This is a genomic window from Acinetobacter sp. Root1280 (genome assembly GCF_001425285.1).
In the GTDB taxonomy this organism is placed as follows: Bacteria; Pseudomonadota; Gammaproteobacteria; order Pseudomonadales; family Moraxellaceae; genus Acinetobacter; species Acinetobacter guillouiae.
Map to the genome: position 1 here is coordinate 65217 of NZ_LMED01000025.1, position 24639 is coordinate 89855.

A 24639-nucleotide genomic window follows, 5' to 3' on the forward strand; every position below is an offset into this window, starting at 1 on the left:
CAGAATCTTGAAGCAAAGGAGCTAGAGATGATTGAATTATTGATTATTGCGGTATTGGTGATTTGGAGTGCAATTTTTGTATTTAAGAAAGTCTTTCCAAAGTCAGCGTATTCGGTGTTTTCTAAACTGGCTCAATTTTGTCAGTCGCAAGGTTGGAATCGTTTAGCCAAATGGATTCAGCCTGCGATGGTGAGTGGATGCGGTGGCGGTTGTGGTTGCAGTAGTGCTGAAACGGACAATCCTAAAAAGGTTGAAGTCCAAGCCGTAAAATGGAAATGATAGGCCTCTAAATTCATTAGCCTAAAAAGAAAAAAGCCATTCTAGAACATAGAGTGGCTTTTTATTTGTATGTGGGAATAGTTCATAAAAGATAATTTATCTCGTTAGCAGATAGGCATATCTTGAATGATCCAATGCTGCAGAAATCAATTTAATCAGTATGAGCTTCTGTAGGTTTATACAAAGCACTAACTAGACTTTAGCTATGGGTTTCCTCCTCGCCATCATCTTCAAAAGTTCGTGCAATTTTTTCGATATTTAAGCTTTTAGCCATCGCATCAAAAATTTCCTTATAAGCACCATCTTGATGATAAAGATCATGATGTTCACCATGCTCAACGATTTGTCCTTCTTTCATCACATAGGTGTAATCGGCATCAATAATTTGCGAAAGGCTGTGCGAGATCATAATTACAGTTCGGCCTTGTTTAATCTCATCTAAACTTTGTTTGATTTGCTCTGAAGCGATGGCATCTAAACTCGCTGTGGGCTCATCTAAAAAGATAATCGGCGGGTTTTTAAGGAACATTCGAGCAAGTGCGATTCGCTGTTGTTGCCCGCCAGACAATAGCAAGGCATCTGCTTCATAGGCATGCGGTAATTTTAAAATCTGCTCATGAATCGAGGCTTTTTTTGCAGCTGCGATGACTTCTTCATTGCTTGCATGGGGCTTACCATAACGAATATTTTCTAAAATTGAGCCTTGGAAAATATGGTTTTTTTGCAATACTAAGCCAATATGTTCTCTTAAATAGTGTGTATCGAGTTGCTCTAAATCAATCCCATCGAGTTTGATACAGCCTGAATTCGGGGCATAAAATTTATCCAGTAGGCTGATTAAGGTTGATTTTCCCGCACCTGATAAGCCCACTAAGGCTGTGATTTTATTGGGTTGAATAGTCATGTTAATCCGATGTAAGGCTTGATGACCATTCGGGTAGATAAAATCAACATTTTCCAATTCAAATTTGCCATGAATTTGAGGTTTCATTAAACCACTGGCTTCGATTTCATGATCTGCTTCTAAGATACTAAAGAAGCTTTCTGAATAGATCATTGCTGAGTTAATTTCATCATAAATACGATGCAAAGAGCGGATCGGTGCAGACACGTTATTGAACAACAATACATGGTACATGATCATCCCTATACTCATTTGTCCATCTAAAACAAAGTAAGCAGTTAAAATAATAATCAGGACTACACCAACTTGTTCGATAAAGGTTTTTAAACCATCAAAGATATAGCTGGTTTGTCGAGTTTGCATCTGATTTTCAGTCAGTGACTTTTGTAAGTTCAGTTGCTTGGTGGATTCAACAGCCTCTTTATTAAAAGATTTAATCACTGTAATTGAGTTAATAATACTCAAAATACCTTGATTCTTCTTTTCCATGTTATCGCGCAAGGCTCGACGTTTGCCAGAAAGCTTTTGTGATTGTTTAAAGGTCAGCCAAAAGTAAATTGGTACAATGATTGTTGCGACCACACCCACCCAAAAATTGGCATAATACATTAGGGCTAAAGCGATAATTGCACTGGTAAATAACGGTAAAATATCAATAAAAAAGATTTGAACCAGCCGAGTGAGCGAGCTAACTCCACGGTCGATACGGGTTTGTAATTTTCCTGCTTGGTTATTTTTCTGATCGAAAAAGGCCAATCGATAGGTAATAAATTTTTCGATAATGCCCTGAGATAGGTCCTGTGAAATTAAAATTCTGAGTTTTTCACCAAATGATTTTTGCCCAAACTGAACAATTGCATTGATGACTTCTTTGGCCAATAAAACCACAGTAATGGTAATGATAATGTGCCATCCATCCGCTAGGCCTTGTCCTGCTTGGATCAGTTGGTTAATGCTGTCTACAGCATATTTAAGTGTAAGAGCATTGACCTGAGCGGTGAGTGAGCCAATCAACGTTAACACTAAGGTGATGATGACGAGCCAGCGGTAGGGGCGTACAAAGGGGCGTAATTTTTGAAATAATTGCCATAAATTCATAGGTTTTTTGCTTTTTATCAGCTTGGTTTTAGTCTAAAGCTGAATAAACGTTGCTACAAGTGATTGCTATGTTTTGAATTGTGAAAGATTTTAATGATGTTTTACACTAGTCCAAATCTTCACGATCAAAATCCTCTTGAAATTGGTCTGCTAATTTAAATCCGAGTTGATTAAGCTTTTCAAAATACTTGAGATAGTCTTGATCTTCCATATCATATGGAAGATCATCCCATAAAAAGTGAACCAGCCATTGATACCAACGTGGTGGTGCTGGGTAACGATGCAAATAGTTGACCTTTTCAGCAAAGCTCATTTTTTGCTGACTCATCCATTCATCTAAATACATCATATGTGATTCTCCGCTTCCCATTCGCCATCCTATAGAATAAGGATGGTATTCTGGTGCAAAAATCCATGGCGGTGGGACTTCGCCATATTTGGCTAAATAGGCTTGGACGCCTTCTATATACCACTGTTCATTTGAATATTTACCCATGATATGACCTACTATTCTTCATATTAAAGTTGTTTAATTTTGATCAAAAATGACTTGTTTCATGTTAAATATTGATTCATTGTTGGATGACCCCGTAGCTCATTTTAGACAATGAATTTAGATTTATTTGAACCTGAAGCACAAGATAATTTACTGCCTTATGATGGGGTAGTAAAAGACTTTGGCTTAATTTTGGATCATGAACAAAGTCAAAAATATTTAAACTATTTTCTACAGCATTTGGCTTGGCAACATGATGAAGTTTATTTGCATGGTCAATATTATAAAACTGAGCGCAAAGTGGTGTGGTATGGCGATGATGATTACCAATATCATTATTCAGGTATGGCAAAACAAGCCCATATCTGGAATCCCGCTTTATATCGACTCAAACAGCATATCGAGCAACTCACAGGGCAAACTTATAATTCCTGTTTGGCAAATTTATATGAAAATGGCTCACAAGGCGTGGGCTGGCATAGTGATGATGAGCCATCATTGGAAGCGCCCAACCACAATGTGGTGATTGCTTCATTGAGTCTAGGTGCTACTCGAAAATTCAGTTTTAAGCACAAGTGGAAAGCTAAAAAAGTAGATTTACTTTTACACAGTGGTCAATTGATTGTGATGCAAGGACAGACCCAACGTTATTGGAAACATACCCTCGCCAAATCTACACGAATTTTAGCGCCTCGTGTAAATTTGACCTTTCGTTACTTTTATCCAAGTGGATAAAGCTTGTCATCAAATTGTTCAAGTTTAGGAAAGTCTAATGCAGGTAAATTTTCTAAGTTATGTAAATATTGCTGATAATCAAGCAGGATTTGTTGACGTGCTTCATTAGAAATATAAGGGACATGGTAAGCGGTAAATGGTGGCAGCACTTCAAAGCCTGCATAAGCTAAAGTTCCACGTTGAATCGGCAGTAATAAATCTTCAATTGAACCATGAATCGCATGATCACCAAACATATGTTCACGGCCACCCAAGGTAAAGCTTAGCAAGGCTTTTTTCCCCACCATGCCGCCGTGGTTATAAAAACGTTTACCACCATAGAAAATACCTGAAACGAATACGCGATCAATCCAGCCTTTTAAGATAGCAGGTACAGATGTCCAATACATGGGGAAACTTAAAATCACTAAATCTGCTTTTTGTACTTTTTCAATTTCAATCTGAATGTCTGTGGCAATCTGCTTATTTTTACAAGCATGGCGCTGTTCCAAAGCATAATTCATATATTCAGGATGACTCAGTTCTGAGAAATCCTCTCGTGATGCGATTGGATTAAAATTCATGGCATACAAGTCTGAAACTTCAACTTGATGTCCTAATTTTTCCAAGACCTCTACAGCATGATCTTTCATCGCGGTTGTAAATGAAAGGGGTTCGGGGTGTGCATGGACGATGAGAATATTCATAACATTCCTTAATTAAAATTATGCATCATTGTTATTGGCTGCTTTAGATTATTCCTCAATGAAAATGATTCGCCAATTACTCTAATTATTTTTTTAATGGCTTAAAAGTAAACTCAATGGATAAAAAATTTTGCGCATAAAAAAGCCTATGTTTAAACACATAGGCTTCCTTACTCTGAGGAGGAATTGTCTTCGCAAAAACAATGTCCAAAAAATCATGGATTACTGAAGAACATAATCATATTATGAGAATATAAAAACATTATCAAGAGATAAAAACATTACAAAATGTTAAATTATCAAGATGATTGCGTTTATGGGTGAAATTCAGATAATTGGTCATTGGCAGAGAGTGCTTGATAGCGTTTTTCAATCTGTGCAGCAGACTCTTGCAAGGTCTCAATCAATTTTGGGGTGTTGACGTATTCAAAACGATTTTTTGAAGCAAGTACGGTCAATGCTAAAGGCGCTTCTTTACTTGAAAACTTCACTGGGATAGATAAGCCAGAAACATTTGGATCAAGTTCGCCTTGTGAAAAATAATAACCTTGCTTTTTAATTTTTTTCATTTTATTAACAAAGGTTTCTTCATTTTCAGCAAAACCAACTTCAGTTAATTGTGTTGCAAAGCGAAGGTAATATTCATGAATTTTCTGTTTAGATAAATGCGCCATGATCACTTTAGGTGAAGAGCCCATAAATACGGGACGAGGGCAACCACGACCATAAGAAAGTAAAGTTTCATCACGATACACCTCATGATGAACATCAATACAATAGTCATCATTTAAATGTGTCAGTAAACAGCAAAGCTCTGTACGTTCTGAAATTTCTTGCATAAATGGTTTGCTGATTTGAACCAATGGATCGGTGGTTCTAGAAATATAGTCCATCACAGCAATTTTAGGACCAAGGGTGTAATCGCCTGAAGTTCCATTTAAGCGTTGCAAAATATCAGCCGAAACTAATTCTTTTAAATAGCGATAGCTGGTCGGTTTAGATAAACCAAGCTCTTCACAAATCACATCGACATTAATTACTGGGCGAGACACCGAAAATAAATCCAATACGGTGAGAATTTTGCCAAAACTGGAAAGTGCCATTGATGACCTACTCAATTAGTGAGAATCAAAAAAAATAATAATGAATGTTACTTTATAACAAATTGTTCAAGAAAAAACAGTGGAATTTGCATTGTAAATGCAAATGATTCTACATTTTTAACTTTAGTGGTTATTTTGAGAAAAAGCACTACATTTGAGCATTAAAGTAAATTATATTTAGTTGTATTATCAAAATGAGATATTTTTATTGATTATTTGTGTTTTTTTTGAGATTATTGCTGATATGAATATCCAATGGTGAATTTATACTTTTCTAGAAGTATAAATTTTTATCATAAATTGAGTCCTTCTCTACTCAATCGTTGTATTTGAGCAAATGCCTAAATTTGTTCTTCTATTCACATCTTTATTTAAAACCACACTGTTTATTTGACTAAGCAGTGCGGTTTTTTGGTCGCTAAGAAAAGAAAATGTGATGTGTACAACAAGCCCTTATAAAAGTGGTGAATATCAGCTTCCTAGATCTTAGAGAGCTAGAGATGACAGAGAAAATCAATGAAATTGAATTTATAGTGAGTTGCTTGCATGTTACTGATCAAACCCTTATTGGCTTTTAGACCCAATAAACTCGATTGGATTTTTGCGAGCAAAACTTTCATTGCAGGAATGCTGGCACTTTATATTGCATTTGAACTCAACCTGAGCTATCCGATTTGGGCGATTGGTACAGTCTTTGTGATTGCCAATCCTTATTCGGGCATGATGGCATCAAAAAGTATCTATCGAATTTTAGGAACCTTGATCGGAGCAATTTTTGCTATCGCAGTGATGCCTCATTTGGTTAATACCCCTTGGTTATTTACCTTTGTACTGGCAACTTGGGTGGGGATCTGTCTATATCTGTCTTTAATCGACCGATCACCACGCAGTTATGTGGTGATGTTAGCGGGTTATACCGCAGTGATTATTTGTTTTAACTCGATTTATTATATCGAGACGGTGTCGATTTTCGATATGGCAGTGGGTCGTTTCTTAGAAATCTCGTTGGGTGTGGTGTGTAGTGCTGTGGTCTCTGCAACTATATTTCCTATGCATATTGGGCCTGTGGTCGAACTCCGTGTCACTAAAACCATGCAAGACACTAAACAGGCTTTTGACTCAATTTTGTCTGATCCCGCACATACAGACAATTATACTCAGCTATTGACCAATATCACGCGTGATACAACAGATATTCATAGTATGGCTGTGCATTTAAGTTATGAAACTTCAAAATTTAAAGGCATGACCAAACCACTCCAAGAGTTGCTACATCAAGTGACGATGTTAGTGGCTAACTTGGTCGCAATGTCAGAACGAATCAAGCAACTGGATCAAATTGATTTAACTTATCGTCCGTATCTGCTTGAGTTTCACCAAAAGATTGATGATTTTTTAGAAGGTGAGAATGCCATTCTTGAAGATGAGCTCAAGCACTTACCTGAACATTTTGACCAAGAATTTCAAACCATCACTGAACATGCAACTGCTAAACAACAGGTGATTTTGGGCAGTCTAAAAATGGATATTCGCCATTTTATTCAAAATGTTCGTGCAGTGAAGTTTATTTGGCAATGCATGCAGCAAGGTAATCATAGCTTACCTGAATCCATTGTACCTTTAACCACAACCTATCCCAGTTTACATCGTGATTATGGCGTTGCGGTACGTGGCGGGATATCGGCATTTTTAACCACCAACATTGCCTGCGCATTTTGGATTTTAAGTGGCTGGAAAATGGGCTTTATGGTGGCAGAAATGGCCGCAATTACAGCATGTATTTTGACCTTTTTAGATGACCCTGTACCTGCGCTAAAAATATTTATCCGCTCCAGTATTTATGCCGCTATTTTGGTTTTTATTTATGCATATGGGATTTTTCCGCATATCACCGCATTTTGGGAGTTAGCCGTTGTATTAGCCCCCTTTATTATGTTCTGTGTGATGTTGTATTTACATCCGCCTTTGCATGCACTGGGCTTACCGCTGATTATGAGTACGATTATGGGGTTAAATCTGCAAAACCGTTATTTGATGGATCAGATCACCTTTTTTGATGCTTCGATTGCAACCGTGATTGGGCCGATTATCACGGTTTGTATCATGCAAATGGTACGTTCAATGTCCCCTGAGATGACGGTAAAACGGATGTTGGCGTTACACTATAAAGCCATGCGGGAAAGTATTGCGATGTCTTATGGGACAGGCTTTAGAATACATTTACGCAGCATGCTTGATCGTATTGGCGTGTTAAATACCAAATTGATTCAGTCAGAACAGCTCAAAATCGAAATTAATAATGCTTTGATTGAGTCGAGTGCCGCAATTGATTTAACTCGTTTGCAGGAGCTGGTCCAAAAATTGTCGCCTGAATCTACGACGACCAGTGCAATTGTTAAATTACAAGGCCTACTTAACCAGTGGCTAAACGAAAAAGCAGTAACTCAGCCTGATGATAACTTACGACAAGCATTGATTCAGCAATTTGATCATGTCTTGCAAGATGCGCAAGCGGTAGGTGATCAAGATATCAGACAGCGTATAGAAATTTCTGTGAATAATATTCGTAATAGTATTTGTCATATTCATCTGGTTGATGCACAACCTTCAACTGTTTTATTGGGAGCATAAATATGGGTGAGCTCAACATTTATGGTGTTTATGTCCCAATATTTTTAATTCAAGCAATTCTGGCATTCATCATCTGGAAAGTGGTGTGTATTGGTACAGATCGCTTGGTTGAAAAAGAATGGATTGCATTGCCTGGGATTTTTAACATCTGTATCTATTTGATTTTATTATGGTCGATTCATTGGGTATTTATTCAGGTGACGACTTAGCCGCTGCAATAGAGCTGATTTACTTTTAAGTTTAATGATTGGAAAATTGAAATGAATACGTTTGACATACGTAAGGCAATCCGGCCGATATCATTGGGTATCGTGGTGATTATTGCGATATTTTGTGCGCTGCATATCTGGAATTACTACAATGCAGAACCTTGGACACGTGATGGGCGTGTCCGTGGCGATGTTATTCAAGTGTCTTCTGATATTGCTGGTTTAGTCACAGAGGTGATGGTTCAAGATAACCAAACCGTGAAAAAAGGGCAGGTGCTTTTTAAAATTGATTTAGCACGCCAAACTTTAGACGTGGAACAAGCAAAATCAGATCTTGCAAAAGCCCAGTCAGGACTGGCTGAAGCTGAAGCGGGGCTTGCTGAGGCAAAAGCCAATATTGTGAAATCAAAAGCCAATATCAATCTTGCAGATAAAAATGCACGTCGATATGCGGACCTGATGAATGGTGCGATCTCTAAACAAGAACAAGATCAAATGTTTGCTACACGAGATCAGTCCCATGCAGAGCATCAGCAATTGCAAGCTGCGGTACAACAAGCAGAAGCCAATATCAAACAACAAAAAGCTTTGATTGAAGCAGCAACCAGTAGTGTGCATTTGGCGCAATTGAATATGCAACGTTCAGAAGTGATTGCACCTGCAGATGGAACATTATCAAATTTTGATTTGCGCGCAGGGAATTATGTCAAAGTTGGGCAAGCTGTTGCCGCTTTACTTGATCGTAAACAGCTCTATGTTGTGGGATATTTTGAAGAAACCAAACTCAATAAAATACATCTAGGTGATCCTGCAACAGTACAACTCATGGGCGATTCTTTGAAATATAAAGGCCATGTTCAAGGGATTGCGTCTGGGATTGAGGATCGTGAACGGACCACTTCATCAGGCCTATTGGCCAATGTAAATCCAACATTCAGCTGGGTACGTTTGGCTCAACGGGTACCTGTGAAAATTATTTTAGATGAAGTGCCCCATGATTCATTGGCCTTTGTCGCAGGGCGTACCGTGACGGTACATATTTTGGAACAAGCAAAAAAATAACCAGCATCCATCATTAAACTTTGATCTTGAAGCCCATTGAAAAATGGGTTTTTTATAGATTTAGGTCTGCCATAGCGGGCATATTAATTTCCTTAACACAGCTGGCTTGACTGGTCGATAAGATAAATTTGATGGCAAGAATAACATCCTGTAAGGGAATTAACTCATGACCACTCTGTTGTAAAACCTCATCTACAGATGTATTCAGATCAAATTCAGTCGCTAAGTAGCCTAGATTTAATATGCTTACTCCAATCTGGTCTTTGCGTAAGCTTTCTCGGAGCGAATGGACAATGCCTCTGAGGGCGAATTTGCTGGCTGAAAAGACCACTTCTTTGCCCTTATGATTATCTAGTCCCCAGGTTGAACCAATCAAGATAATTTTTGCATTTGGAGACAATCTAAGATTCTCAATCAAGGACTGAATTGCCAAAATACAGGATTGAATATTGGTATAAATCAAATTTGATATTTCAATGTCAGTGCATTGTTCAAAGTCATAATCTGCTTGAAAGGCTTTTGTTTCCCAAATCCCAACATTGTAAATCAGATAATCTATAGGCTGATTTTGAATTTGATTTTTAACTACATCCCGAGCATGTTCAGGTTTTGATAAATCAGCAGAGATCCATTTGAAATGAGCAAGGTCGCACTGTGGCTGAGAACGTGAAATACCAAAAACCAGATCTTGTGTTTGAGGTACTGCGTGTAAAATAGCTTGCCCCAAGCCTTTGCTTACACCATAGATGACATAGGTTTTAGACATTTTTAATGCTCAGTTTAAGGGGTAATGCCTTCAGGGTTTCGATACCAACTTTCAATAAATAAAGCCGCTGCAATACTATCCGCTGCTAATTTCTTTGCTCGCCCTTGCGCGTGGTAATGATCGAGTTCATCTCGTGCTTCACGTGTGGTTAAGCGCTCATCGACCATCAGGGTTTCAATATTGGTTTGATGACGTAAACGTCGTGCAAATTTACGTGCGCGTGTGGATAATTCTGACTCGGAATCATCCATATTTAACGGTAAGCCAACCAGAAATAAATTCGGTTGATGCTGTTTGATGATCTTAAGCAATTCATCCCAATTGGGGATACCATCTTTCATTGGAAAAAGTGCAAGCGGTGTTGCACTTTCAATGATGGAGGAGCCTACAGCCATTCCCGTTTTTTGTGTACCAAAATCAAATGCAATAATCAGTTGTGGGGAATTTAAATCAGGCATGTCCAATCTCAGAAGATAACCAAGTACGATCAATCCCTATTTTACGATAAGCCGCATCCCAACGGTCGGTATAAGGCAAATTAAACACCAAATCCATATCTGAATCACAAATCAACCAATCGCCACGGGTAATTTCATCTTCAAGTTGATTTTTAGTCCAGCTGGCATAGCCCAATGCAATTTGATAACGACCTACACCTTCATTGTGTGCAATCGCATCTAAAATATCTTTGCTGGTGGTAATACACAGATTTTCACCCACGGCAATCGAAGAGTGCCAGGTCGGTTGTCCTGTATGAATCACAAAACCCGCTTCAGGACGCAATGGACCACCTTGCAAAACTTCATGTGGATGCACATTATCTGCTTCAATTTCTAAGTCATTCAAAAGTTCTTTGACTTGAATACCTGAAGGTCGATTGATAATAATACCTTGCGCACCATCTTCATCATGACGGGCAAGATAGATTACTGTATTGGCAAAGAAATCATCAGCAAGATCAGGTGGTGCAATCAAGCAGCGATGAGAAAGATATTGTTTTGGCACCGATATGCAACTCCTTTTCAATCCGCTTAAATATTTTTAATTGTTTAAATAAAATCTATATCTATATAAATAGCACAATTAATATCAATAGGTTGTGAATATTTTAAAAGCCTGCAAAAACAGCCTAAGTTTTTCATCAATATGTTTAAAATACAAACAAAATGGTGTCCAAATAAAAATGTGCATCTCTAATAAAAGCGATGACAATAGGGCGAGTGAATAGATAAAAGCGCTTATATTGCAAAATAGGAATAAAAAACCAGTCGCGTGCTGACTGGTTTTTTATATGGGTATTCTTTTTTATACACTAGGATTGAGGTATTAAGATGGCTGAAATTTCAGCTGTCTTAATTGTTTTGCATGTTGCAAGGTGGTTTCACCAATTTCAATACCGCCTGTCATACGAGCCAATTCTAAAATAAGTTGCTCTTCTTCTAGTGCAACGATGGTACTACTTGCAGGATCTGTTTGCAGCTTTTTCACCAATAGGTGTTGATCGGACTGGGCCGCAACCTGAGCTTGGTGAGTAATACATAAAATTTGAACGTGTTGCCCCAAGCCTGCCAATAAGCGCCCGACAATTTCAGCGGTACCACCACTGATTCCGACATCAATCTCATCAAACACTAAAACTTCTGCTTCAGTTTTTTCGGCATTCATCACTTGCATGACCAATGCAATACGTGACAGCTCACCACCAGAAGCGACACGTGCCAGCGGTTGAGGTGGAATCCCTTTATTGGCAGTAAAGAGCAATTGAATAAAGCTTAAACCTTCAGCAGAAACTTGTTCCAGCGGTTCAAATTTAAATTCAAAATGTGCTTCTGGTAGCGCCAGTTGTTTGACTTGCTCAGTCAGTTGCTTGGCTAAAGGTTCAGCAGCATCACGACGAATCTGATCTAAATGTTGTGCTTTCTCTACAAACACTTGATGAGATTGTTCAACTTGCTCAGCGAGGGTTTCAGGATCTTCAAGTTGATGTAGTTGCTCTAATTCATTTTGCCATGTTTCATATTGCTGTTTGAGTTCATCGGGCTGAATACGGTATTTACGTGCCAAGCGATGAAAGACTTCGAGTTGTGTATTTAGCTCATCCATACGTTCAGGATCAAAACTTTGACGGTCTATAAACTGACGTAAATTTGCCGTTGCGTCATCAATTTCACTTTGTGCGTTGATCAATGAATTGTAAATTTCAGACAGCAGTTCACTTCGTCCAGCATGCGATTCTAAACGTCGAATAATTGAAGAAATTTCTTGGGTAATATTTTGTTCAGATTCATCAAGAACATTTAAGCTATAGCCACAGTCTTGCATGATGTGTTCATGGTGACTTAAACGATCAAATTCTTGTTCGATTTCTTTATAATCAATACGAATGACATCTTCGAGTTCTTCAAGTTGTAATTTTAAAGTGTCAATACGTTGCAGGCGATTGGCTTGTGCATCAATCGCTGCTTGATGTGTACGAATATTTTTTTGCCAAGTGCTGTACGCATCACGCACATCTTGGGCTGGCTGATAAAAATTACTATACCGATCTAACCAATGCTTCGGGTAGGGCGGTTCAAGCAGTTGTTGTTGGCTATGTTGGCTGTATAGTTGCACCAAAAGGCGGCCAAGTTCTTTTAATTCAGCGAGGCTGCTGGGACGACCATTGATCCATGCTTTGCTGCGTCCTGTTGCAAAGATCACCCGTCTTAAATGGATTTCACCAGATTCATCATCTAATTCATGAGTCTTGAGCCAATTGGCTTCCGGGCTCTGTGCTTGATAGCTAAAAACGGCGGTAATATCTGCTTTTTCAGCGCCATAACGCACATAATTGGTATCGGTACGCTCTCCTAAACAGGCTGACAACGCATCTAATAATAATGATTTACCCGCACCTGTTTCACCTGTAAGCACGTTGAACCCTTGCTCGATATCAATAGCAAGGTTATCGGCTAAAGCAAAATTGATCAGATTTAAGTGTGTCAGCATAAACGCATCCAAGCTGCGAACGGTGAAGTTCTAAGATAGTGAAGTTTTGTTGTGGTCACAAGTCAGAACGTATTCTAATACGAAGTAATTTTAAGCATTCTAAATAATTTTAATATGAAAATGTAATTTCCTTTGCTTAAGTTGCCAGTAAAAACATCAAAATAGATAAATCCTGTTGAATTAGATAAAAAATGAAGCAAATATCTAGATTTTTTATGACTGATTTTATGCAACAGACATTTGAATCTATTGATCTGCATCTTTTATCAGCCAATATTGAAACAAGACATTTCTTCAGTCTAAGTAGGGAATAAATTGAGCATCCACAGGATTGGTATTCTTGGTGACGTGTATTGTGGTTTTGGGTCTTTATTGTTAGAGAAGCTTAAGCTTTGATCTAAGCGGACTGATAAAGCAGAGCAAAAATAGAAATAGCTTAACCTTAAAAACATAGATTGATTAGTTTGCGGAGCAACATTAAACTACATCGAACATAATTTTTATAAATGCGCATTATCTGGAGAATACGCATGTCAGCTCAGTATGATCATGTATCAGTAGTTAAAAAATCTAATGTATATTTTGGCGGTTTATGTATTAGCCACACTGTGCAGTTTGAAGACGGAACCAAAAAGACTTTAGGGGTCATTCTTCCAACAGAAGAAGCTTTAACATTTGAAACACATGTGCCTGAACGTATGGAAATTATTTCTGGTGAATGTCGCGTTAAAATCGCAGACAGTGAAGAAAGTGAGTTGTTCCGCGCAGGTCAGTCATTCTATGTGCCTGGCAATAGTCGTTTTAAAATTGAAACGGATGACGTTTTAGACTACGTTTGCCATTTAGAAGGCTAATGAAAAAAGCTTTGCTTAAAACAGACACTAAATTAGGCAAAGAATTTTTAAGCGAAATCGGTTAAACTAAAGCATCAAATAGAATCCTGTAAAGTTGGCTTTGCAGGATTTTTCATTTCTATCATCATGTTGTTAATGAGGTTGTTCATGGCGAAGTCCGAATATTATTATGGCGTTCATTCAGTGGAGTCATTATTGGAGTTAGAACCTGAACGTGTTTTAACCTTATTTACCTTAAAAGGTCGTGATGATCAGCGTTTACAGCGCATTCTCCAGCTTGCAGAGCCTTTTGGAATCAGTGTCCAAAAAGCAAGTCGTGACAGCTTGGAAAAGTTGGCAGGTCAACCTTTTCACCAAGGCGTGGTCGCAGCTGTTCGCCCACATCCTGTATTAAATGAAAAAGATTTAGATCAGCTTCTAGAGTCAAGCCAGCAACCTTTATTGTTGGCTTTAGACCATATCACGGATCCGCATAATCTGGGCGCATGTATCCGTACAGCGGCAGCTATGGGTGTAGAAGCGGTGATTGTTCCGCGTGACCGTGCGGCAACATTAACGCCGACTGCACGTAAAGTTGCGGCAGGTGGTGCTGAAAAGGTGAAGTTTATTCAAGTCACCAATTTGGCGCGTACGCTTGGACAAATCAAAGAAAATTATAATGTCCGTGTGGTCGGTACTATGCTCGATGAAAAGGCGCTGCCTATTCAGAAGTTTGATTTTACAGGAACACCAGTATGTGTGGTAATGGGTGCAGAGGATACAGGATTGCGTCCAATCACCCAATCGCAATGTGATCAAACCGTATTTATCCCAATGGCTGGAAACTTACAAAGTTTAAATGTAAGTGTGGCTACTGGTATGGCGTTATATGAAGCATGCCGTCAACGCCAACAAAGTGAATGATTTAGTTTAAATTGTATCGGTAAGATTAGAGAAGCAACATGATGACCTCCCGTACTCAAGGCTACATGTATGTCGCCATTACAATGTGTATTTGGGGAGGTTTTACGATTACCTCAAGACTGAATGCAATTTGGCATATCAGTCCATGGGATATCACCGCATTACGCTTTTCTTTGGCATTTTGTATTCTGATGCCGATTTTAATCTATAAAAAAGACACGGCTTTTCTATTTAACAAACAACCCTTTATTTTGGCGATGATTGGCGGTGTTGCCTATTGTTTGACGTCATATAGCGCGTTTCATTTTGTCCCTGCGGCACATGCTGCCATTTTTTTAAATGGTTGTATTCCATTGTGTACAGCTTTAGCTGGTCTGTTACTTTATCGCCAACCATTTGATAAACATATATGGATCAGTTTAATCATCATGCTCTCTGCGATTTCTGTGATGAGTTTTTTGATGTATAGCGAAACAGGCGTTGCTTTTGGTATTGGTGATTTACTGTTTTTTATCAGTGCAATTTGGTGGGGGACTTTTACTGTATTACTGCGTCAATGGCAACTTTCCGCATGGCACGCCATGGCAGGTGTTGCGATTTGGTCGGCGATCGTTTATGTCCCGATTTATTTGTTGTTTTTACCTAAGCATTTAGATCAAGTGTCCACACCACATTTGGTTATGCAAACGTTGTTTCACGGTATTTTTGTGGTGATCATTGCGACTTTGGCCTATGTCGAAGCAATTAAACGGTTAGGTGCTTTTAAAACAGGCAGTATCGTCACACTTGCGCCCTTTATTGCCGCAATAATCGCCGTACCCTTGTTAAATGAACCGATAAGCCTTGCAATGATGTGCGGTTTGATTGGTATGGGCATTGGTGCTTTACAGCCTTGGCGTTGGTTTACACATAAAGACAGTTTGCAAAAGCAGTTAGATAAGAAGAAATAGATCAATCAAGTTAAATGGATAAAAATCTATTTTAAAATGATGAGAGACACAATTTACTGCTGTGCCTGTTTTAGATACTGTTGATGTAAAGACTTTAATTTCGCATATAGATGATCAATATGCCCATCATTGAGCACAATATCATCTGCTAATTTTTGCTTTTTGTTACGTGGCATTTGGGCTGCAATAATTTTCTGAATTTGTTCGATGGATTGACCATCTCGTTGTGAAGCACGTAAGATTTGCATGTCTTCACTGGCATCAATCAGTAGAGCACGCTGGGTGAGTTCATGTTGATTGGTCTCAAAAAGCAGGGGAGAAACCAAAATTACATAAGGACTGGTTGCTGCTAGTAATTGTTGAATAATCTCAGCGCGAATCGCAGGATGGGTAATCGATTCAAGTTGTTGCCGTGCTAATGGGTCTTTAAAAATATGTTCTCTCAATGCACGACGATCAAGTTCACCATTGCTTAATAGTACCCAATCCCCAAAAACCTCTCTAATTTGTTGAAGTGCTGGTTGTCCTTTTTCAACAATTTCTCTTGCAACAATATCAGCATCAACAACTGTAATCCCTTGGGTTTCAAACCACTGACTTGCTGCGGATTTACCGCTACCAATTCCACCTGTTAAACCCAAGATAAACGTCATTGCGTATTCCTAATACTGTGTTGAAATTATTGACCTAAATATACTTTCATAATTTGCTCACCCCATAAAAATGCAATCCATCCTGCAATTGCAATATAAGGACCAAAGGCAAAAGGGACATTTTCTTTACGAATCTTAAGTAAAATAATACCAATGATCGCACCCACTACAGAAGACAATAGGATAATTAACGGTAACATCAAGGGCCCCATCCAAGCGCCAAGTGCAGCAAGCAGCTTAAAGTCACCATAGCCCATGCCTTCTTTGCCTGTCACTATTTTAAATAGATAGTAGACAATCCAAAGACACAGGAAACCAATAATATAGCCCCAAATTGCAGCACTTGCTGTTGTATATAAATGAAATGAGTTAATACCTAAACCTATTGCAGCCAAGGTTAAGGTAAAGCGATCTGGAAGTAGCTGAGTGTCAAAATCAATAAAGGTAAGTGTAATCAGTACCCAAGTCAGTAGTACACCAAAAACCATTTCTAAAGTAGGGCCATAAACAGCAACCACTGTTAATGAACACACCGCAGTTAAAAGCTCAACAAATGGATAACGGATGCTAATTGGGTTTTGACACGAAGCACATTTGCCTCTTAAAGCCAACCAACTGATGATAGGTATATTTTGATACCAACGAATTGAGGTTTTACATTGGGGGCAGGTAGAGGCTGGTTGACTGAGACTGAGTTTTTCTTCATCAATCACAATCTGTTGTGAGCCTGCCAGTAATTGGCATTCTGCATGCCATTCCTGCCGCCATTCTTTTTCCATCATCTTGGGGGTACGGTAAATGACTACATTTAAAAAACTACCCACACATAAGCCTAAAATACCAACAGTCAAATAGAGTGCTGTTGGTGATTGAATCAGAAAATTTAACAAATCATGGAACATATTCATCATTATCAACCAACCACTGAACCCATTTGGAAAATAGGCAGATACATCGCAATCACTAGACCACCAATAAGAACACCTAATATCGCCATGATTAATGGCTCCATCATTGAGGTTAAACCATCAACAGCATTATCGACTTCATTTTCAAAATGCGTTGCAACTTTGTCTAACATCGCATCAAGCGCACCCGATTCTTCTCCAATCGCCACCATTTGAATGGCCATAGACGGAAACTTATTGGTGACTCGCATGGCAAAATTCAGTTGTTGCCCTGTGGCGACATCCTCGCGAATTTTCATTACCGCTTGTTCATAAACCACATTATTGGTTGCACCAGCTGTTGACTCTAATGCTTCGATTAAAGGGACTCCTGCCGCAAATGTTGTGGCAAGTGTACGACTATAGCGTGCAATGATTGCTTTATAAACCAGATCGCCAAAAACAGGCAATCTCAGTGCTGTTCGATCTAGAAAATCCTGAAATTTTTTACTGCGTTTTTTGGCTTCTAAAAAAGCAGTAATCATAACAGCGATAAAGATAATCAAAATAAACCAATAACTTTGCATCCAATTGGACATATTCACCACCATTTGAGTAAATGCGGGGAGATCTGCACCAAAAGAGCTAAATAAGCCTTGAAAGACCGGCACAACTTTCACCATTAAGATAATAGTGACAATCACAGCAACAATAATGACGGAAATTGGATATTTCATCGCTTTTTTAATTTTTTGTTTCAATAATTCACTTTTTTCTTTATAGATTGCCACACGATCCAACATGGTTTCTAAAGCACCAGATTGCTCGCCAGACTCAACCAATGAACAAAACAAGCTGTCAAAATAGCGAGGGTATTTTTTTAATGCCCCTGCAAAAGTATTCCCCCCTTCGACCTCACTTTTAATCCCCAGCACGATTTCGCGCATTGAAGGATTTTCTAATCCTTCTGCAACGATTTCAAAGCTTTGTACTAATGGCACACCCGCTTTCATCATTGTGGCGAGTTGACGAGTGAAAATGGTAATGTCTAAAGTGGAAATGCCTTTTTTCATTAAACCTTCAAGAATATTTTTCTTTTTTTCTCGAATGGTTTTAATGGTGATGCCTTGTTTTCGTAAGGTAACTTTGGCAAGCGCCATATTGCGAGCAGGTAGTTCGCCTTTGATTTTGATCCCTTTGCGATCAACCCCGTCATAAGCAAATGTAGGCATCATTTGAGCTTTTTTAGCTGCCATCATAATTTCCTTGAATATTGATTATATTTATTCGCTGGTCACACGGTTAATTTCTTGTAAAGAAGTTAAGCCATTGATAACCTTAATTAAACCTGAACGTCTTAGATTGTCAAACCCCAATTTTTCAGATGCCGCTGCAATTTGAAGTGCATTGCCATCTTCCATGATAATTTTTGAAATCTCAGGTGTTACTTTCATCACTTCGTAAATCCCGACACGACCTTTATAGCCTTCACGGCATTCATTACAGCCCACAGGTTGAAAAATTTGTAAGTCAGGATTGCTTAAGTCTTGTTCAGTAAAGCCCATTTCTAACAGACTTTGTCTAGGAATTTCAACGGGTGCTTTACAATGATTACATAAACGTCTTGCCAATCGTTGTGCAATCACAAGATTGACAGAGGTAGCAATATTAAATGAAGGAACCCCCATATTACGTAAACGGGTTAATGTTTCAGGTGCACTGTTAGTATGCAGGGTAGACATCACCATATGCCCCGTTTGAGCAGCCTTGATCGCAATTTCAGCAGTTTCGAGGTCTCGAATCTCACCGACCATGATAATGTCAGGATCTTGACGTAGGAATGATTTCAAAGCGACCGAAAAGCTGAGACCTGCTTTAAGATTAACGTTAACCTGATTAATCCCTTCCAAGTTAATTTCAACGGGATCTTCAGCCGTGGAAATATTTGAACTTTCTGTATTGAGGATATTTAAACCTGTATAGAGGGAAACAGTTTTACCTGAACCTGTGGGTCCAGTAATTAGTAACATGCCTTGAGGTTTTTCTAAGGCCTCCATAAATAATGCTTTTTGTTTTTCTTCATAACCTAGTGCATCAATTCCCAACATGGCACTGGAAGGATCAAGAATACGCAGTACCAATTTTTCGCCAAACAATGTAGGTAATGAATTCACACGAAAATCAATAGCTTTGGTCTTTGATATTTTTAACTTAATACGACCATCCTGTGGAACACGCTTTTCAGAAATATCCATTCTAGACATCACTTTTAAGCGTGATGCCAAACGGCTAGCTAATTGCAAGGGGGGATTGGTAATGGTTCTTAGTACTCCATCTACACGATAACGTACCCGATAACTTTTTTCATAAGGTTCAAAGTGTAAATCTGATGCACCCATACGAATCGCATCGATTAAGAGTTTATTGATATATTTAACAATAGGTGCCTCTTCTTCTGAAGCCTCATCGTCATCTTCTTCTGATGGCGGTTGGTCATCGGTTGCGATGATATCAACATCAAAGTCTTCACCATCAAAATTAAAGCTTTCCTCTACCGTAAAGTGCTTTTCTAAATATTTTTCTAATTTATGATGTTCAACAATGATTGGTTCAATATTCAAACCGCAGTTAAAACGAATGGCATCCAGCGCTTCTATATTGGTCGGATCACTGGTGGCGACATATAAAATATTGCCACGTTGTACTAAAGGAATCACTTTATGTTTAGTGACTAAATTTGAGTCAATAAGCTCCTTGGGCAGCATCTCAGGATTAAAACTGTCCAAATCAAAAATGGGTTCTCCAAATTCTTGGGAGATCATTTCAGCAATGATCAGTGGCGGTATATTGAGTTTTTCACTGAGATAAGCCACGATACTCACTTTATTTTTTTGAGCATTACTGAGCGCATCTTTCATTTGCTGGGCAGATAAAAAACCTTCGTCGACTAAGCGACGGATATACCCCGAAAACTTAGGTGAACCATTTTGCATAGACATCCCCAAAACACATTAAATTTCATTTTATAATTGGAATACGAAAATTATACGATGATCCTTAGAAATATCTAGAATTAAACGTATTTTTTATAGAAACATATTTGAAAATAACTTGAGCCAATCAGGCTTTTTAGCATTATCTTTGAAATGATTTATGTTTCTTTGCTTTATATTAGGGGCTGTTGACAATTCGTCTACGTTTGCGACTACGTGTGTTTTTTAGGCGATACTAGGCGCGAGATACGAAATTTAGTCATTCTAAATGATGAGAAACATCGTTTCGCAAGGTAACACGTAGCGGCAAAAAACACGCTAGTCCCGAAGGGTTGTGGCTAAAATTATCTCAGCCTACGTTATGAAACTCGAAAATAGTCTCGCTATTCTCTTCGTGAAAAAATACTTTAAAAATATAAATTCCGTGTAGAATGTGCACATTTTCGATAAAAGGTTAGATGTATGTCGGGTTCGACTATTACTCCTTGGGTTGTCGGCAATTGGAAAATGAACCCAATGCAAGCGAATTCGCAACAGCTCATTCAAGATTTAAATCAGTATTTACAACAATCACCGATTACAGAACAACAATGTCATATTGGTGTTGCGCCTATTTCTATTGCGTTATTGTCTGTGCAAAAATTACTTAAAGATGCAGATTCACCCGTCAAAGTTGTCGCACAAGATCTTTCTCAAATGCCTGGCACTGGTGCTTATACAGGCGAAGTCAGTGCTGAACTACTCAAAGACAGCCATATTGATTATGTGTTGATTGGGCATTCAGAACGTCGAGAATTTTTTGGCGATGATGTAAAAAAAATTAAAGCCAAATTATCAAATGCTTTAAATGCTGGGCTTCAAGTGATTTATTGTGTAGGTGAAAGCCTAGAACAACGTGAAGCAGGGCAGGCAGAGCAAGTAGTTTTACAACAAATTTGCGATCTCGCGGCGGTTGTAAAAGTAGAACAATGGCACAATATTGTGATTGCCTATGAACCCATTTGGGCGATTGGAACAGGTAAAACAGCCTCTCCACAAGATGCTCAGACAATGCATGCAAAAATTCGCGAAGGTTTAACTCAAATTACAGCCCAAGCTCAACATACAGCGATTTTATATGGCGGTAGTGTCAAACCTGAAAATGCAGTAGAGTTAGCTGCTTGTCCAGATATCAACGGTGCGCTGGTTGGTGGTGCATCACTTAATGCTGAGTCATTTTATAAAATTGCTCAAGCATTTGCTAAAACAGAAGAATAGGAGTTCAGCATGCATACATTTGTGCTGGTTGTACATATCATCTTGGCCGTTTTGATGATCGGGCTTATCCTCGTTCAACATGGTAAGGGTGCAGATGCAGGTGCATCATTTGGTGGCGGTGGTGCTGCAACAGTATTTGGTGCTTCAGGTTCTGCAAGCTTTTTAACTCGTTTAACTGCGATTCTCACGGCTTTGTTTTTTATCACCAGTTTAAGTTTGGCGGTGTTTGCTAAAAAACAAACTTCGGATGCGTATGGCTTGAAATCTGTACAGACCAGCTCTCAAACGACACCAGCTGCACCAGCCAATACGGGTGAAACTTCACCAACTGCACCAAAAACTGGCGAATAATGCCATTTAGTTCTTTCTTTTTCTGAATGATGCGACTAGAATGCGTCACAGCTGCGGTGGTGGTGGAATTGGTAGACACGCTACCTTGAGGTGGTAGTGCTTTCGGGCGTGGGGGTTCAAGTCCCCCCTTCCGCACCAACAATGAACCAGATTGTTGGTGTTAGCAGCTGAAAAACATTGATGCGGGATGGAGCAGTCTGGTAGCTCGTCGGGCTCATAACCCGAAGGTCGTTGGTTCAAATCCAGCTCCCGCTACCAATTTAATTAAGATGCAACTTAGTTAAAGATCATCTAAGTTGAAAAATTGAGATGATGTGTGAATTTGCAGTGTTGATGCGGGATGGAGCAGTCTGGTAGCTCGTCGGGCTCATAACCCGAAGGTCGTTGGTTCAAATCCAGCTCCCGCTACCATTTTGATTAAGGTGCAACTTAATCAAGCAAGAAATACAATGTATCGGTTAATGATAGATTGAAAAAAATAAATTTCTTGTGTATAATTTTGCAACGCTGATGCGGGATGGAGCAGTCTGGTAGCTCGTCGGGCTCATAACCCGAAGGTCGTTGGTTCAAATCCAGCTCCCGCTACCAAGTTTCTAAAAGGGCTCACAGATAGGTGGGTCTTTTTTGCATAGTGAACTTCGGTTTACTGTGCGATAATAGGGGCGATTACGCCCTTTTTTATTGGCTATCGTGTAGTGTGGACATCAATTGGTCAAAAAGACATGCTTCACTATAGTAAGTTTGAATTAGTCCGATGAGCGATTGAATCGCACAAATATGACGAGAGTAAATGAAGCTATCAAATAAAACTCAAGCACTTCAAGATCTAATCACTCCTGCAGTGCAAGCTTGTGATGTAGAACTTTGGGGAATCGAATTTATTCCTCAAGGTAAGCGTTCTTTATTGCGTATTTATATCGACAAAGACGTTGTGGAAAATGCTGAACCAACAATCAATGAAGATGGTGAAGCAGAATTAGGTCGTGGTATTGGCGTACAAGATTGTGTACGTGTGACTCAGCAAGTCGGTGCAATATTAGATGTACATGATCCAATTTCAGGTGAATATGCTTTAGAAGTATCATCACCAGGTTGGGATCGACCATTCTTCCAGTTGGCGCAGTTAGAAAAATACATCGGACAACAAGTTGCATTGCGTTTGATTGCTGCAGTTGAAAATCGCCGTAAATTCCAAGCAAAATTAATTGCTGTAGATTTAGAAAATGAATTCATTCAAGTCGAAGTTGAAAAACAGCAAGTACTTGAGATCGATAGCAACAATATAGACAAAGCGAATTTGATCTTTCAGGATTAATCCAGAAATAGAAATCTGAATAAATAGGTGACTTATGGCTCGTGAAATTCTCACCGTCGTTGAAACGGTTAGTAATGAGAAAGGTGTAAGTCGTGAAGCAATTTTTGAAGCGCTTGAACAGGCTTTAGTTGCAGCGACGAAAAAGAAATTCTACGAAGGAACGAATTCGGAAGAAGCTCAGTTACGTGTAGAAATTGACCGTAAAACAGGTGATTACAGCACTTTCCGTCAATGGGAAGTTGTTGCTGATGAAGATCATGAAATGCCAGCATGTCAAGATGCGATTTCTGATGTTGATCCTGCTCAATGGTCAATTGGTGATATCCGTGAGTTAGAAGTACCATCAATTGATTTTGGTCGTATTGCCGCGCAGATTGCTAAACAAGTCATTGTGCAAAAAATTCGTGAAGCCGAACGTGCTTTAGTGGCGGATGCTTATGAAGCTAAAGTCGGTGAATTGATCTATGGTGAAGTGAAAAAACAAACCAAAGATGGCTTCATCATTGACTTGGGTGATAACGCAGAAGCGTATTTAGCGCGTGAAGAAATGATTCCTAAAGAAATTCTTCGCCCTAAACAGCGTATGAATGCAATTCTTTATAATGTGAACCGTGAAGGTCGTGGTGCACAATTATTGTTGTCACGTGCTAAACCTGAAATGCTGATTGCATTAATGAAAAAAGAAATTCCTGAAATTTCTGAAGAAATCATTGAAATTAAAGCGGCAGCGCGTCAACCAGGTGTACGTGCAAAAATTGCGGTTAAAACCAACGATCATCGTATTGATCCAGTCGGTGCATGTATTGGTATGCGTGGTACACGTATCCAAGCGGTACAGTCTGAGTTAAATGGTGAGCGTATTGATGTTGTGGTGTGGTCTGATGATCCTGCTCAATATATCGCCAGTGCTTTAGAGCCTGCGGATGTATCTGGGATTGTGATTGATGAAGATGCGCGTACAGCAGACATTATTTTTGCAACCAGCGATCAACTTGCGCGAGCAATTGGTTCACAAGGTCAAAACGTCCGTTTAGCATCAGAGCTTACGGGCTATAAATTAGATATGATGCTTGAAGATGAGTACCGTGCTCGTCAACAAAATGAAGCTCAACAGTATTTAGACATGTTTGTAACACGTCTTGATATTGAAGAAGATCTTGCAATGGCTTTAGTAGAAATGGGCTTTACCTCACTCGAGGAAATCGCTTATGTACCTGCGGAAACTTTCGATGAAATCGAATTAGATGCAGATACAGTTGAATTGCTACAAAGTCGTGCAAAAGAAGCAGCTTTAGCTGATGCGTTAAAGCAACAAGAAGATATTCAGGACCCAAGTCCAGAACTTGTTGCGATGGAAGGAATGACTTCTGAAATTGCGCATGCTTTAGCAGCACGTGGTGTGGTAACAATCGATGACTTAGCTGACCAAGCAACGGATGATATCTCTGATATCGACGGTTTAGGCGCTGAGAAAGCAGGTCAATTGATTATGAAAGCACGTGAATCATGGTTTAACTAG

General features: G+C 39.1%; 24 protein-coding genes and 4 tRNA genes. 16 read left to right on the top strand and 12 right to left on the bottom strand.

Features of this window, described 5'->3' with window-relative positions; translation table 11 throughout:
- The first annotated feature begins 27 nt into the window (after window positions 1–27).
- Complete coding sequence (locus tag ASC84_RS16005) at window positions 28–279, top strand: DUF6587 family protein (protein WP_004718378.1); 252 nt, start codon at window positions 28–30, stop codon at window positions 277–279.
- A 199-nt stretch (window positions 280–478) separates the two neighbouring features.
- Here the strand turns inward: ASC84_RS16005 and ASC84_RS16010 are convergent, their stop codons facing one another.
- Both ASC84_RS16010 and ASC84_RS16015 read right to left on the bottom strand, forming a co-directional pair.
- Window positions 479–2281, bottom strand: a complete 1803-nt coding sequence (locus tag ASC84_RS16010; RefSeq protein WP_056516588.1) for an ABC transporter ATP-binding protein — start codon at window positions 2279–2281, stop codon at window positions 479–481.
- A 106-nt stretch (window positions 2282–2387) separates the two neighbouring features.
- Complete coding sequence (locus ASC84_RS16015; RefSeq protein ID WP_056516591.1) at window positions 2388–2777, bottom strand: hypothetical protein; 390 nt, start codon at window positions 2775–2777, stop codon at window positions 2388–2390.
- 111 nt (window positions 2778–2888) lie between these two features.
- Here ASC84_RS16015 and ASC84_RS16020 point away from each other — a divergent pair, with 111 nt between their 5' ends.
- Window positions 2889–3512 (top strand): alpha-ketoglutarate-dependent dioxygenase AlkB, encoded by a 624-nt coding sequence (locus ASC84_RS16020; RefSeq protein ID WP_004718376.1) that lies wholly within the window; start codon window positions 2889–2891, stop codon window positions 3510–3512.
- Here the strand turns inward: ASC84_RS16020 and ASC84_RS16025 are convergent.
- Together ASC84_RS16025 and ASC84_RS16030 are read right to left on the bottom strand one after the other, a co-directional pair.
- Window positions 3497–4198, bottom strand: coding sequence for an NAD(P)H-dependent oxidoreductase (locus ASC84_RS16025; protein WP_056516594.1), 702 nt, complete (start codon window positions 4196–4198; stop codon window positions 3497–3499). The genes ASC84_RS16020 and ASC84_RS16025 overlap by 16 nt on opposite strands.
- Window positions 4199–4512: 314 nt before the next feature.
- The gene (locus ASC84_RS16030) at window positions 4513–5301 is read right to left on the bottom strand and encodes an IclR family transcriptional regulator (RefSeq protein ID WP_004818582.1); all 789 of its coding nucleotides are present in this window, start codon (window positions 5299–5301) and stop codon (window positions 4513–4515) included.
- A gap of 546 nt (window positions 5302–5847) precedes the next feature.
- Here ASC84_RS16030 and ASC84_RS16035 point away from each other — a divergent pair.
- From ASC84_RS16035 to ASC84_RS16045, 3 genes are read left to right on the top strand one after another with little or no spacing between them, the layout of a single operon-like run.
- A complete protein-coding gene (locus ASC84_RS16035; RefSeq protein WP_056516597.1) occupies window positions 5848–7932 on the top strand; it encodes an FUSC family protein in 2085 nt (694 codons plus the stop codon).
- Window positions 7933–7934: 2 nt separating this feature from the next.
- On the top strand, window positions 7935–8141 hold the full coding sequence (locus ASC84_RS16040; protein WP_004718368.1) for a DUF1656 domain-containing protein: 207 nt from the start codon (window positions 7935–7937) through the stop codon (window positions 8139–8141).
- A 51-nt stretch (window positions 8142–8192) separates the two neighbouring features.
- Window positions 8193–9203: an HlyD family secretion protein gene (locus ASC84_RS16045; RefSeq protein ID WP_004818589.1), complete on the top strand. Its 1011-nt coding sequence runs from the start codon at window positions 8193–8195 to the stop codon at window positions 9201–9203.
- Window positions 9204–9255: 52 nt separating this feature from the next.
- Here ASC84_RS16045 and ASC84_RS16050 read toward each other — a convergent pair whose 3' ends face one another.
- From ASC84_RS16050 to recN, 4 genes are all read right to left on the bottom strand, one after another.
- A complete protein-coding gene (locus ASC84_RS16050; RefSeq protein ID WP_056516600.1) occupies window positions 9256–9969 on the bottom strand; it encodes an SDR family oxidoreductase in 714 nt (237 codons plus the stop codon).
- A gap of 14 nt (window positions 9970–9983) precedes the next feature.
- Entirely contained in the window at window positions 9984–10427 is a 444-nt protein-coding gene (gene ruvX, locus ASC84_RS16055) for a Holliday junction resolvase RuvX (RefSeq protein ID WP_004818593.1), read from the bottom strand.
- Window positions 10420–10974: a YqgE/AlgH family protein gene (locus ASC84_RS16060; RefSeq protein WP_004718361.1), complete on the bottom strand. Its 555-nt coding sequence runs from the start codon at window positions 10972–10974 to the stop codon at window positions 10420–10422. The genes ruvX and ASC84_RS16060 overlap by 8 nt, the downstream gene beginning before the upstream one ends.
- A gap of 321 nt (window positions 10975–11295) precedes the next feature.
- The gene (gene recN, locus ASC84_RS16065) at window positions 11296–12957 is read right to left on the bottom strand and encodes a DNA repair protein RecN (RefSeq protein ID WP_056516604.1); all 1662 of its coding nucleotides are present in this window, start codon (window positions 12955–12957) and stop codon (window positions 11296–11298) included.
- Between the two features lie 530 nt (window positions 12958–13487).
- On the opposite strand from recN, the gene ASC84_RS16070 reads away from it, so the two are divergent.
- The 3 genes from ASC84_RS16070 (at window position 13488) to ASC84_RS16080 (ending at window position 15664) form a co-directional block, all read left to right on the top strand.
- Entirely contained in the window at window positions 13488–13811 is a 324-nt protein-coding gene (locus tag ASC84_RS16070; protein WP_004718357.1) for a pyrimidine/purine nucleoside phosphorylase, read from the top strand.
- Window positions 13812–13958: 147 nt separating this feature from the next.
- Window positions 13959–14714: a 23S rRNA (guanosine(2251)-2'-O)-methyltransferase RlmB gene (rlmB, locus tag ASC84_RS16075; protein WP_004718355.1), complete on the top strand. Its 756-nt coding sequence runs from the start codon at window positions 13959–13961 to the stop codon at window positions 14712–14714.
- Window positions 14715–14752: 38 nt separating this feature from the next.
- Entirely contained in the window at window positions 14753–15664 is a 912-nt protein-coding gene (locus ASC84_RS16080) for a DMT family transporter (protein ID WP_056516606.1), read from the top strand.
- Window positions 15665–15717: 53 nt separating this feature from the next.
- Here ASC84_RS16080 and coaE read toward each other — a convergent pair whose 3' ends face one another.
- The 4 genes from coaE to pilB are packed head-to-tail and all read right to left on the bottom strand — an operon-like array spanning window position 15718 to window position 20203.
- Window positions 15718–16317, bottom strand: coding sequence for a dephospho-CoA kinase (gene coaE / locus ASC84_RS16085; protein ID WP_056516608.1), 600 nt, complete (start codon window positions 16315–16317; stop codon window positions 15718–15720).
- A 26-nt stretch (window positions 16318–16343) separates the two neighbouring features.
- Window positions 16344–17225 carry an A24 family peptidase gene (locus tag ASC84_RS16090; protein WP_081409386.1) on the bottom strand — a complete coding sequence of 294 codons (882 nt, stop codon included), beginning with the start codon at window positions 17223–17225 and terminating at the stop codon, window positions 16344–16346.
- A 5-nt stretch (window positions 17226–17230) separates the two neighbouring features.
- Entirely contained in the window at window positions 17231–18460 is a 1230-nt protein-coding gene (locus ASC84_RS16095; protein ID WP_056516612.1) for a type II secretion system F family protein, read from the bottom strand.
- Between the two features lie 27 nt (window positions 18461–18487).
- The gene (gene pilB / locus ASC84_RS16100) at window positions 18488–20203 is read right to left on the bottom strand and encodes a type IV-A pilus assembly ATPase PilB (RefSeq protein ID WP_056516615.1); all 1716 of its coding nucleotides are present in this window, start codon (window positions 20201–20203) and stop codon (window positions 18488–18490) included.
- A 456-nt stretch (window positions 20204–20659) separates the two neighbouring features.
- Between pilB and tpiA the strand changes: the two genes are divergently transcribed.
- From tpiA to nusA, 8 genes are all read left to right on the top strand, one after another.
- Window positions 20660–21454, top strand: a complete 795-nt coding sequence (tpiA, locus tag ASC84_RS16105; RefSeq protein WP_056516618.1) for a triose-phosphate isomerase — start codon at window positions 20660–20662, stop codon at window positions 21452–21454.
- Window positions 21455–21463: 9 nt separating this feature from the next.
- On the top strand, window positions 21464–21805 hold the full coding sequence (gene secG / locus ASC84_RS16110) for a preprotein translocase subunit SecG (protein ID WP_004718341.1): 342 nt from the start codon (window positions 21464–21466) through the stop codon (window positions 21803–21805).
- Between the two features lie 53 nt (window positions 21806–21858).
- Window positions 21859–21943 (top strand) — tRNA-Leu (locus ASC84_RS16115).
- Window positions 21944–21986: 43 nt separating this feature from the next.
- Window positions 21987–22063, top strand: a tRNA-Met gene (locus ASC84_RS16120).
- A 76-nt stretch (window positions 22064–22139) separates the two neighbouring features.
- A tRNA-Met gene (locus ASC84_RS16125) sits at window positions 22140–22216 on the top strand.
- A 100-nt stretch (window positions 22217–22316) separates the two neighbouring features.
- A tRNA-Met gene (locus tag ASC84_RS16130) sits at window positions 22317–22393 on the top strand.
- 202 nt (window positions 22394–22595) lie between these two features.
- Window positions 22596–23120 carry a ribosome maturation factor RimP gene (gene rimP / locus ASC84_RS16135; RefSeq protein WP_004718339.1) on the top strand — a complete coding sequence of 175 codons (525 nt, stop codon included), beginning with the start codon at window positions 22596–22598 and terminating at the stop codon, window positions 23118–23120.
- Between the two features lie 34 nt (window positions 23121–23154).
- Window positions 23155–24639: a transcription termination factor NusA gene (gene nusA, locus ASC84_RS16140; protein WP_004718337.1), complete on the top strand. Its 1485-nt coding sequence runs from the start codon at window positions 23155–23157 to the stop codon at window positions 24637–24639.

Excerpts from the sequence above, each read along its gene's own strand:
- ASC84_RS16015 (WP_056516591.1), bottom strand. The coding sequence starts at position 2,777 with ATGGGTAAATATTCAAATGAACAGTGGTATATAGAAGGCGTCCAAGCC.
- ASC84_RS16035 (WP_056516597.1), top strand. The coding sequence starts at position 5,848 with ATGTTACTGATCAAACCCTTATTGGCTTTTAGACCCAATAAACTCGAT.
- rlmB (WP_004718355.1), top strand. The coding sequence starts at position 13,959 with ATGGCGAAGTCCGAATATTATTATGGCGTTCATTCAGTGGAGTCATTA.
- ASC84_RS16020 (WP_004718376.1), top strand. The coding sequence starts at position 2,889 with ATGAATTTAGATTTATTTGAACCTGAAGCACAAGATAATTTACTGCCT.
- ASC84_RS16040 (WP_004718368.1), top strand. The coding sequence starts at position 7,935 with ATGGGTGAGCTCAACATTTATGGTGTTTATGTCCCAATATTTTTAATT.
- tpiA (WP_056516618.1), top strand. The coding sequence starts at position 20,660 with ATGTCGGGTTCGACTATTACTCCTTGGGTTGTCGGCAATTGGAAAATG.
- pilB (WP_056516615.1), bottom strand. The coding sequence starts at position 20,203 with ATGTCTATGCAAAATGGTTCACCTAAGTTTTCGGGGTATATCCGTCGC.
- ruvX (WP_004818593.1), bottom strand. The coding sequence starts at position 10,427 with ATGCCTGATTTAAATTCCCCACAACTGATTATTGCATTTGATTTTGGT.
- ASC84_RS16090 (WP_081409386.1), bottom strand. The coding sequence starts at position 17,225 with ATGAATATGTTCCATGATTTGTTAAATTTTCTGATTCAATCACCAACA.
- recN (WP_056516604.1), bottom strand. The coding sequence starts at position 12,957 with ATGCTGACACACTTAAATCTGATCAATTTTGCTTTAGCCGATAACCTT.
- coaE (WP_056516608.1), bottom strand. The coding sequence starts at position 16,317 with ATGACGTTTATCTTGGGTTTAACAGGTGGAATTGGTAGCGGTAAATCC.
- nusA (WP_004718337.1), top strand. The coding sequence starts at position 23,155 with ATGGCTCGTGAAATTCTCACCGTCGTTGAAACGGTTAGTAATGAGAAA.
- ASC84_RS16030 (WP_004818582.1), bottom strand. The coding sequence starts at position 5,301 with ATGGCACTTTCCAGTTTTGGCAAAATTCTCACCGTATTGGATTTATTT.
- ASC84_RS16045 (WP_004818589.1), top strand. The coding sequence starts at position 8,193 with ATGAATACGTTTGACATACGTAAGGCAATCCGGCCGATATCATTGGGT.
- ASC84_RS16010 (WP_056516588.1), bottom strand. The coding sequence starts at position 2,281 with ATGAATTTATGGCAATTATTTCAAAAATTACGCCCCTTTGTACGCCCC.
- secG (WP_004718341.1), top strand. The coding sequence starts at position 21,464 with ATGCATACATTTGTGCTGGTTGTACATATCATCTTGGCCGTTTTGATG.
- ASC84_RS16050 (WP_056516600.1), bottom strand. The coding sequence starts at position 9,969 with ATGTCTAAAACCTATGTCATCTATGGTGTAAGCAAAGGCTTGGGGCAA.
- rimP (WP_004718339.1), top strand. The coding sequence starts at position 22,596 with ATGAAGCTATCAAATAAAACTCAAGCACTTCAAGATCTAATCACTCCT.
- ASC84_RS16070 (WP_004718357.1), top strand. The coding sequence starts at position 13,488 with ATGTCAGCTCAGTATGATCATGTATCAGTAGTTAAAAAATCTAATGTA.
- ASC84_RS16095 (WP_056516612.1), bottom strand. The coding sequence starts at position 18,460 with ATGGCAGCTAAAAAAGCTCAAATGATGCCTACATTTGCTTATGACGGG.
- ASC84_RS16005 (WP_004718378.1), top strand. The coding sequence starts at position 28 with ATGATTGAATTATTGATTATTGCGGTATTGGTGATTTGGAGTGCAATT.
- ASC84_RS16080 (WP_056516606.1), top strand. The coding sequence starts at position 14,753 with ATGATGACCTCCCGTACTCAAGGCTACATGTATGTCGCCATTACAATG.
- ASC84_RS16025 (WP_056516594.1), bottom strand. The coding sequence starts at position 4,198 with ATGAATATTCTCATCGTCCATGCACACCCCGAACCCCTTTCATTTACA.